This is a genomic window from Clostridium sp. LS (genome assembly GCF_002760435.1).
Classification (GTDB): Bacteria; Bacillota; Clostridia; order Clostridiales; family Clostridiaceae; genus Clostridium.
On sequence record NZ_AUUU01000079.1, the window covers coordinates 1 to 11,148 of the forward strand.

Below are 11,148 nucleotides of genomic sequence, written 5' to 3' on the forward strand. Positions count from 1 at the left end.
TATTCTCTTTTCAATCGTAGTCTTTTGATCTAGCCTTTTCCATAAGTTATCCACAGTCTATCCAATAATATAAATTCCTAGAGAATAAAAAAAATCGGAACTATACTATAGATAAATCTATATATAGTTCCAATTTTAGTTATACAACTTCATTACTATATTATCCCAATTATCAAGCATACATTCTGCTATATGAGAATCATACATTATTCCTTTATTTTTGCTTATTTCTTCTCTGCATATTTCATCGCTTATTGATTTTCTATACGGTCTATCACTTTTCATAGCGTCTACAGAATCACAAACTGCTAAAATTCTTGAAGCAAGTGGTATTTGTTCTTCTTTAAGACCCTCTGGATATCCTTTTCCATCCCATCTTTCATGATGATATAAAACTATTTTAGAAACATTTTTGAATGTATTTGCTTTGCTTAATATATTATATCCTATATCAGAATGTTTTTTCATTAATTCCCATTCATCGAATTCTAATTTACTTGGTTTATTTAAAACACTATCGGGTACTCCAATTTTACCTATATCATGCAAATCTCCTGCAATATGTATCAATTTTAATTCTTTTTCTGTCATTCCTAGAACCTTTGCTAAACTATATGCCATATCTGCCACTCTTGTTGAATGACCATATGTATAAAGATCTTTTGCTTCTAATGTAGCAACCATGCTCTTTATGATTTCATGATATGTATCATCGTTAAATTCTTCTATCATTTCTTCACCACCACAATCATATATTTTAGTCTTCTCATTTCATATATTATCATATTATTAACATTCTATAAACAACTATTCAGAAAATATATGTAATTTTAGATATTTTGTCAATTTTAATAGATAAATGACCTTAATTCCATTTTTATCTCTAATATCGACATTTTTTTGTTTTTTATATTATCATTGTTTTTTAGTTAACCTTAAAATAAATTTTGCAGCTTCATTTACCACTATTATCATAAAAGATAATATCAACACTTTAATCCACATTAATGGTGATAATGCGACTGAACTAAAGAAAGTAGTAAATACTTGTGTAAAAATAATTTGTGCTAATCCTGTTATAGCAATTACTTTAATTGCTATTGTATTTTTGAAGAAGTTAGGTATTATGCTATTTGTACCAAATTCCCTACAATTAAATGCATTAAATAAAGCACTAAATGCAAATAAGCCAAATAAAACAGTTTCCATTTCACTAGCAAATCCAACTTTTTCTGTTGACGCACCCAAAATATTAAATCTCATTTGCAAAAGCAAAATCGAGGTGGTATAAATAGCATTTAAAATTATTGATGTAATCATTGTTTTTGTAATTATACTTGAATTTCTATCTACAGGCTTTCTATTGAATACATTATTTCTAATTGGTTCTAATCCTAAAACTAAAGCTGGTGGTCCATCCATTATTATATTAATCCACAATAATTGAATTGTGGTAAATGGCATCTCAAAATTTAAAATTTGAGATATTATTGCAATTAAAAACGCAATTATATTTACTGTGATCTGGAACTGAATGAATCTTTGGAAATTTTCATAAACTCCCCTTCCCCATTTTATTCCTTGAATAATCGTAGTAAAGTTATCATCAGTTAAAATTATGTCTGCAGCATTTTTAGAAACTTCTGATCCCGAAATACCCATGGCTATTCCAACATCGGCTTTTGTTAGCGCAGGTGCATCATTAATTCCATCCCCTGTTACTCCAACTACTTCTCCGTTTTCTTGAAGTGCTTCAACAATTCTCATTTTGGTTTCCGGCTTACTTCTAGCAACAATTGCTATATTTTTAATTTCTTCCTTTAATTCTTCATTGCTTAAGGAATCAATATAGGTTGCTTCTACTGCTTTTTTTCCACCTTTAAGCATTCCAAGTTCATCACCTATTGCAATTGCTGTATTTATATTGTCTCCAGTTAACATCTTAGTTTCAATGCCTGCTTTTTTAGCTGTATTAATAGCTTCAGCCACATCTGGTCTTAATGGATCTCTTATAGCAACAAAACCACTAAACACTAAACCGCTTCCTGCCTGTGATGACTCTGGCTTTAAAATACTTATATCACTTGTAACTGCTGCTTCTGCTTCAACATCCTCAATTATCCTAAAGCCAAAGCCTAATATTCTCATAGATTTAGCTTGTAAATCTTGTATTTCCTTCATAATTTGTTTTTTTCTATCTTCTGTCAAATCAATAAATTTATCATTTATAACTTCGTTATAGGCATTTGATAATAATATTTCAGGAGCTCCCTTTACAAGAACTACATTCATCTCTTTAATTTTCATAATAGTTGCCATAAATTTATTCTTTGAGTTAAATGGTATCTGGTGAATTACTTCACTTTCTTTCCTCTCCTGTTTATAATCATATTCTTCTAAATAGGAAAGTAATGCACATTCAGTTGAATTACCAAGATAATTCAACTTATCCTCTTCAAAACTTATGTCTGCTGTTGAATTTACTAAACAGTTTTTTACAAAATAGTCATCTATGTCATTTTTATCATCAAAAAACTTTCCGTTTAAATAAAGATTTTCTACAGTCATTCTATTTTGAGTTAATGTTCCAGTTTTATCTGAACAAATTACACTTACAGAACCTATAGTTTCACAAGCCTCTTTTTTGGTTACTAGAGCATTAATCTTTGCCATTTTTTGCATTGTAATTGCTAAGGTCATATTAATCATTGTTGGTAACCCTTCTGGAACAGCTGCAACTATTAATGCTATACATACAATAAAGGCGGTTTTTACAGGATCTATTGAATTTAAAAACGGAATTATTCCTGAAATATCTACATTCAGCTTATCTGATAAAACCATTTTAGTTACCATAAATATAAATAGTAAACCTGCTATAACACTAGATATTTTAGTAATTGTTTTACCTAAATCACCTAATTTTCTTTGCAGTGGAGTTTCTTCTTCCTCAGCCTGCAAAGTTTGGGCTATCTTCCCCATTTCAGTGTTATCTCCAATACTTGTGACAACCATTGTTGCTTTTCCATAAGCAATTAATGTTCCTCCAAATCCCATATTAATTTGTTTCGCTGGAATTGGATCTTGAATTTTTTTATTCCCGCCTGTTTGTATTTCCTCCATGTTAACTATTAATTTGGCATCCTTTTTAACATCATCCGACTCCCCAGTCAGCATATCTTCCCTAACTTTTAAATCAGTTGTTTCAACAAACCTTCCATCAGCTGGTATCATATCTCCTGTTTCAAGATATACGATATCACCAGGAACTAAATCACTTTTATTAATTTGTGTTATAGTACCATTTCTAAGTACTTTTACAACAATATTTTCCGTCATCTTAGCTAAAGATTCAGCTGCTTTTTTTGACTTCCCCTCAGTAATTATTCCAATAGTAATTCCAATTGCCACAGCACAAACAATACCTATGGAATCATAATATTCTCTAATGATTGCGCTGACAAAGGCTGCAACTAGAAGAATAAGCATCATAGGTTCAAGTAAAGCATTTTTTATATCTTTAAATATACTTTCTTCCTTTTTGCGTGTGAATTCATTTTTTCCATACTTTTCAGTTCTCTCTCTTACTGATAAGTCCTTTAAACCTTCTTCTAAATTAACATTCAAGTCTTCTAAAACAGACTGTATATCTTCATTAAAATATCTCATTAACTAAACTCCTTTGTAATGTAGCCTCTTAGGCAGTAAACTAAAAATAATCAATATATTTTAACACAAAATATATAGCCAATATTAAGTTATCTTAATTATTGCCTACTATTTTAAATATTATTATAAACTATTATTCCTATAAAAGTATCTATTTTAGCATATTTTTAACTTCCTTTTCACCAAACCTTTGTATTAAATCCAATAATTCCTCTCCATAGGCTTCAACTTTTTTAGTACCAACACCTCTAATTTCTAGTAGCTCATCAACATTTTTAGGCATATTATTAGATATAGCAATTAAACTTGTATCTGAAAAAATTATATATGGTTTTATTCTTTCCTTATATGCTTTCTCTTTTCTCCATGCCTTTAAAACTTCAAATAATTCTTTGTTCAACAATGACTCTCTACTGTCTAGAATCTTAAATACAACTGTTTCCTTGCTTTTTAAAATTCTCATTGATCTAGCATTAAGTTTTAACATTGAATATGTTCCTTCCTTTAAATCAACATAGCCTTCGTTTAGCAAACTCTTGATTAAGTCTTTAATAAAAGTACTTCCATATTCTTTCATTATTCCATATGTAGTAATTTGGTCTAACTTATTCTGTACTATCTTAGGCCCCTTAAATCCTTTTAAAATGTCCACAAGCACTGATACCCCATATTGTTCCTTTGTTCTAAAAACTGTGGATAATATCATTTGACTTTCTCTTGTAAAATCTTTCAACTCCTCATCATTTAAACAGTTACTGCAATTATTACAATAATTTAATTTACGATCATTTCCAAAATAATTTAATATATATTTTCTATAGCATTCTTTTAAATTGCAATAATCAATCATAAGTTGAAATTTTCTAAGTTGAATTTCTCTTCTATTTATTGAAGAACTTTTATTTATTATATATTCAACCCTGCCTAAATCTGACTGAGCATAAAATAAGTAGCAGTTACATGTTTCTCCATCTCTTCCCCCTCTTCCTATCTCTTGATAATAAGATTCTAAATTTTGAGGAAGAGTAAAGTGCACTATAAATCTTATATTAGACTTATCAATTCCCATACCAAATGCATTAGTTGCAATAATTATATCTAAATTTTCATATAAAAATTCTTCTTGAAATTTTTCCTTTTCTTCATCCTTTAATCCACCATGATATTTTCCAACATTATAGCCTAAATCTTTTAAATAATAATAGAGATTGTCTACTTCTTTTCTTGATGCGCAATAAACTATCCCTGAGGCACCTTCATTCTCTCTTATAATATCTTTTAGAGTCTCAAGTTTATCTACCTCTTTAAATATATTAATATTTAAATTTTCCCTATTAATATCTCCTTTATATACATATGGGTCACATAGTCCTAAAAGTTTTATAGAATCTTCTCTAACCTCATTAGTTGCTGTTGCAGTAAATGCCGATACTATTGGTTTATTTGCAAGGCTCTTACAGAAACCTGAAATTTCTAGATAGCTTTGCCTAAAATCATGCCCCCATTGAGATACGCAATGAGCTTCATCTACAGCAATCTGAGATATATTAAGATCTTTAATCATATCTTTAAATATCTTAGATTCAAGTCTTTCTGGTGAAATATAAATTATTTTGTATTCCCCCATAGAAGCTTCAATTAATATATTTTTAATGGTTTCTATACTTTGAGTACTATTAATATATGCAGCTTTAATTCCAACTCCAGATAGATTGTCCACTTGGTCTTTCATAAGTGAAATCAATGGTGATATTACTATTGTTATACCTTGCATAATTATTGCTGGTATCTGATAACAAATAGACTTTCCAGCACCTGTAGGCATAAGACAAAAAGTATCTACACCATTTAAAATGCTATTTATAATCTCAAATTGACCCCTTCTTAGTGAGTCAAACCCATAATATTTCTTTAATGCATAAAAAATCTTTTGCTTATTATCCATATCTAAGTGCCTTTCTTTTATGTTAATGCTAATTTCACACTATAAACTTCTTTTTATCAATAGTATATACCACAAATTTAAAATCTTAAACACAAAAATATACCTATTTCAAATAGTAAAAATTTTTATTTGAAATAGGTATACTTATTATTTTGCTGTCCTTGTTTATTATCAATTTTTTTTATTATGCCTTATATAGTCAAATATTTTAATACTAAATTATAATTCACCTGTTGAAATTAACAGCAGGTAGTATTTTTTATTTTAATTATAAAAATACTTAATTTTTTATACTTGTCCCGAAATTAACATACCTAATTTTGTGCTAAGGTCTTCTTGATTTTCTGGTACCCAAACTTTATTTTGATTTGTAAATGTATAGGTTAACTCCTTAGTATCTGTGCTAAAAGTTGCATTTTTCAATCCGCTTACTAAATTTTTCAAAAGTGCTTCTGAGTATTTATTCATAAGCTCTTTTTTATCAGTTATACCTAACGTTTTTACAGATTCAGCAGCATCATTTGAAGCTTTTTTCCCGATTGCTGTCATATCAATATAATTTGATTTATATTTAACTTGAGCAGTTTTACCATCATTTGATACTTCTTCTATAGTAACGTTGGCTTTCTTTCCCAAATCATTCACTGCATTGTAAATTTCAGTAGCTTGGTCATCTGTAATAGTTAATCCCTGCGCAGCATATTCAGTTTTAAGTTTGCTTATATTTTGCTTTGTAGATTTTTCTAAAATAGCCTTTGCATCTTCGTCTTTTATATTTAATTTGGATGCGTTAGAAATGTCATTATATGCCATCTCCCACCATACTTGAGCACATTCCTTTGGTGTAATACTTTTGCCACACCCTGTAACCACACAGCTTAATATTAGCATAGCAGCTAACAATAGTGTAGTAAACTTTTTATTCTTCATTATTATTTCCCCCTTATTTCCCTTTGTTATAAATGACTATATCTGGTTTTTTTATACTTTTAGATTATATATTAAACTGTAATATTAGTCAATAATTTACACAAGTCTCAATAGTAGGGTTTTATCTTATAAGCAATATACCTTAAGATAAATTCTTAGTTATGGCCTCTGCAATAGCTTCGGCTACCTTTTGTTGTCCATCAGAAGATGCACATCTCTTTGCCTCTTCCTCATTTGTTATAAATCCAACTTCAACTAAAACAGCTGGCATATTTGTATTTCTAAGTACATATAGAGTTCCAACTGCAGAGCTTGCATCGCTTTTAGCTCCTCTATTATTAGTTCCAACCTTTTCTGCGATGCTATCATTGATTGCCTGGGCCATTTTTTTAGATTTCTCTAGTCTTTCATTATCTACATATCCACTAAAATCTGCATCCCTAGGCTGCACACTGTAATAAGTTTCAACGCCTTTAGCAGTTGGTATTCCATCAACAGCATTATGATGTATGCTTATAAATAAATCAGAGTTTGATTTATTAGCAATATCTACTCTATGGGCAAGACTATTATTTAACGAACCATAATCTGGTCTCTCCCCTTCTTCTCTAGTCATTACAACATTATATCCTCTCTTTAGGAGTTCCTTTTTTAACTTAACTGCCACTTGAATATCTAAATCTGACTCACTATATGTTATTCCATCTATTGTAGTTACAGTTCCACCATCTCCATCATGAGTACTATAATCGTGGCCTGCATCAACTGTTATTGTTATTTTATCCGATTTAACATTATTAGATTTAGAATTATCTTTATCGTTTTGAGTAGATAAAGTCTGCTTCTTTCCATTTGCCCCAATCTTATAGCCATCTATTGTGGCATTGGTAAGCATTTTTCCAGTAGCTATATCTAAATAATATGAATCTCCACTAGATGTAATCCACCCAGTTGCCATTGCACCATTATCTTTGAAATAATACCATGCTCCGTCAACATTAATCCATCCTCTAGCCATTGCTCCTGTATCATATAAATAATACTTGCTTCCACCATCACTAATCCAGCCAATTGACATGCTTCCATCAATACTAAAATAATACCAATGATTATTGATGCTCTTCCAGCCTTTTTCCATATTTCCATTACCATTAAATGAATAGATTTTATTATCTATTATTTTTAAGCCAGTAACCATACTTCCATCGCCTTGAAGATAGTAGATATTATTGCTTAAATTTAACCAGCCTTTGGACATAGCTCCTGAATCAGAAAGGTAATACCACGCTCCATTATTATTTAACCAACCTGTTGCCATTGTACCGTCATCTCTCAAATAATACCAAGTCTTATCAGGTTTAATCCAACCATATGCTTTTGTATTATCTGATTTATAATAATACCATTTTCCGTTTAAGTTCTTCCAACCAATATTAGACATGATATTAACTGTATTATCTGTTCTACTAGAATTTTCATCACTGACTTTACTGGGGCTTAGTGCATTTGGTTTACTTTCAGGTGCTCCTGGATTTACTGTTGATGAGCTGCTACTGTTATCATTATTTGCAGCCTTAGTATTTTCTTGAACTTTTATTCCTGAATATAAAAGTAAATCATTATATAAGGTATTTACCTCTTCACCATAAGTAGCACTTGGAGCCCATTTTCCGTCTAATGAGTTTATTGTAGGTGCAGTACCTTTGACAGATATAAACTGCCTTTCATCGTATGAATCATCTTTAGGATACCCACTTGAGCCTGCATACAATGCTAAATGATCTAAATGAGCTTGTACACCTTGATCCCAGTTATCAAACTTTTTATGAGCATTTTTATCATAATCAGATCCGCTAGCTGCAGTTTTTATCTTTAATCCACAAGGATTATGATAACTTTCATCTAAAACTCCTCCGAACTTACCATAGCCTGTTTCCTTTGCTGCCTGGACATAGGCAATTGCTGGATTAACATCTCCGTGATTAGAATAATATTTAAAATAGAGATCTGCTAAATCAATAAAGGTTTCTGTAGCACCTTTAGATTTAGCCCACTCTTTAGCCTGTTTTGCCGTAACTGGACTATCTGAAATTATTTTAATATCATTTGTATCTGCTCTTACATTTACCATGGGAAATAAGCTTAATATCATTGCAAGAGAAAATGCAAAGATAGCAAGTTTCTTTTTAATATACATAATAACTACCCCTCCTCCATTCTATACTTTATCATATATACCATAAAATTACAAATAAGGATATATGTAAATGTATCACTGGAGAGGAAAGTCTAGATATACATTAATTTATTTACTATACTAAAGTTCTATAAATTTAGTAGAAAATATAATAAGGCTAATGAACTTTTTACAATAAGTTCATTAGCCTTATTATATTTTCAGCAGTCTTTTCGATATTTTCTTGTCCTTTAACTAGAGCTTCTTCCAAAGAAGTTGCCCCTTTAGTGATACCAAATATTGAATCTATTCCTTTTTCATATAGAATCTCTATACCTTCCCCAACTCTTCCTGCTAATGCTACTACTGGTTTATTGTATTTTTTAGCAATTGTTGCAACACCTAAAGGAGTCTTACCATACTGAGTTTGGAAATCTATACTTCCTTCTCCTGTCCAAACCATATCGGCATCTTTTACTTTTTCCTCTAGTAATGTATACTCTATAACCATTTCAATACCTTTTTTCAAATTACCATTTAAGAATGCCATAAGTCCAGCACCTAATCCCCCTGCTGCTCCAGCTCCCGGTACATCTAAAACATCTTTTCCAAATTGATTTTTAATTATATCTGCATAATGTCTCAAATTATTATCTAATATTGATACCATTTCTTTTGTAGCTCCTTTTTGTGGCCCATATACATTTGAAGCTCCTTTTTCACCACATAGTAGATTGCTAACATCACAAGCTACTTCTACAATTACCTCTTTTAATCTAGGATCAAAATTACTTAAATCTATAGTACTTAACTTTCCCAGCTCTCCTCCGCCGAAACCTAATTCATTTCCCTGTTTATCTAATAATTTTCCACCAAGAGCTTGAATAACTCCAGCACCGCCATCATTAGTGGCACTTCCTCCAATACCTATTAATAGCTTTTTCACTCCACGGTCTAGACAAGCCTTTATAAGCTCTCCAGTACCATAAGTTGTAGTTAATAATGGATTTCTTTTTTCTGGATGTACTAATTGTATTCCACTAGCACTAGCCATTTCTAATATTCCAACTTTTCCATCTCCTAGGATTCCATATTCAGCTCCAACCCTATTTCCAAGTGGTCCAACTACTTCCAAAGAATATATTTTTCCATTAGTTGCATCTACTAATGACTGCATAGTTCCTTCTCCTCCATCAGCCATAGGTACATGTATACAGCTAATATTACTATTTGCTTTTTTTATCCCCTTCTCCATTGCTTCACAAGCTTCTTTTGCCGTCATACTCTCCTTAAAAGAATCTGGCGCTAATACAATAGTTAAATCTTTTTTCATTATATAACACTCCTAATTAACCTTTAAATATATCCACACTGTTTTATGAAAAATATCCACAAAAACATAGTAATTATCGAAAATGCAGATGTAAATATGACAAGCTGGCCTGCTAATTCGCCATCTCCTCCCATTTGTTCAGCCATTACAAATGATGATGTCGCTGTTGGGGATGTGAGTAAAACTATTATAACTGTAAGCTCTATATTCCTAAATCCTGCATTTATAGCTATAGGCAAAAATATACCTGGAACTAAAACTAATCTTCCTATAACACCTATTAGCAGTTGTTTTGTATATTCTTTAATTTTGCCAAATCTAAAGGATGCACCTAATATAACAAGAGCTAATGGAGTTGCTACATTTGAAAGATCATTAATCGTTTTTTCTAATACAATAGGTAATCTAATTTGAAATAACATGGCAGCTATTCCAGCAAAACATCCTAATATAAGAGGGTTAGTTATTATACCTTTTATAATTTTCTTTATATCTGTATTTCCATCTCTAAAAATTTCTAAGACTACAACAGCTAAGAAATTAAATATTGGAATTATTATTGCAATTAATAATGCTGCAACGCCTGAGCCATTCTTACCAAACAAAGATGTAGTAATTGGTAATGCAAATAAAATAAAATTACTTCTAAAAATAGTTTGAATTAAAACTCCACGTTTTTTATTATCTTTTTCTAATAAAGGAATAATGATGCACATAGAAATAAAGCTAATTAACACACAGTTAATTGCAAAAATTATTAATTTTATATTAAAGGCTCCTTCAAAGCTTGTACTATATACATTATTAAATAACATTATAGGAAAGAATGTTTTAAAGGTAACATTATTCATCTTTCTAACAGTCTCTTCATCAAAAAGCCCTATCTTTCTTATAAAATACCCTAAAATAATGCTTAAAAATAATGGCATTATTACATTAAAAGATATTATTAAATTCCCCATTAATTTTTATCCTTCCATTTCTACTTTTGAATTATATATTGTTGTATATAAATTTCAAAATTAATCACAAAATTTAAGTGGTAGCTTACCGAAATAATAAATATTTTTGTAACCGCAAGGGTCATAATATTAC

Annotated in this window: 7 protein-coding genes; all 7 read right to left on the bottom strand. The window is 30.3% G+C overall.

The window, feature by feature from the left end:
* Positions 1-135: 135 nt before the first annotated feature.
* Complete coding sequence (locus tag COL3_RS17830) at positions 136-732, bottom strand: HD-GYP domain-containing protein (protein ID WP_008421934.1); 597 nt, start codon at positions 730-732, stop codon at positions 136-138.
* Between the two features lie 183 nt (positions 733-915).
* Positions 916-3,669, bottom strand: a complete 2,754-nt coding sequence (locus tag COL3_RS17835) for a calcium-translocating P-type ATPase, PMCA-type (RefSeq protein WP_008421932.1) — start codon at positions 3,667-3,669, stop codon at positions 916-918.
* Positions 3,670-3,820: 151 nt separating this feature from the next.
* Positions 3,821-5,614 carry a DNA helicase RecQ gene (recQ, locus tag COL3_RS17840; protein ID WP_008421930.1) on the bottom strand — a complete coding sequence of 598 codons (1,794 nt, stop codon included), beginning with the start codon at positions 5,612-5,614 and terminating at the stop codon, positions 3,821-3,823.
* Positions 5,615-5,902: 288 nt separating this feature from the next.
* Positions 5,903-6,544: a hypothetical protein gene (locus tag COL3_RS17845; protein ID WP_008421928.1), complete on the bottom strand. Its 642-nt coding sequence runs from the start codon at positions 6,542-6,544 to the stop codon at positions 5,903-5,905.
* A 142-nt stretch (positions 6,545-6,686) separates the two neighbouring features.
* Positions 6,687-8,741, bottom strand: a complete 2,055-nt coding sequence (locus COL3_RS17850) for an N-acetylmuramoyl-L-alanine amidase (protein ID WP_008421924.1) — start codon at positions 8,739-8,741, stop codon at positions 6,687-6,689.
* A gap of 169 nt (positions 8,742-8,910) precedes the next feature.
* A complete protein-coding gene (locus COL3_RS17855; RefSeq protein ID WP_008421922.1) occupies positions 8,911-10,053 on the bottom strand; it encodes a glycerate kinase in 1,143 nt (380 codons plus the stop codon).
* Positions 10,054-10,076: 23 nt separating this feature from the next.
* Positions 10,077-11,015 carry an AEC family transporter gene (locus COL3_RS17860; RefSeq protein WP_008421920.1) on the bottom strand — a complete coding sequence of 313 codons (939 nt, stop codon included), beginning with the start codon at positions 11,013-11,015 and terminating at the stop codon, positions 10,077-10,079.
* Positions 11,016-11,148 lie beyond the last annotated feature (133 nt).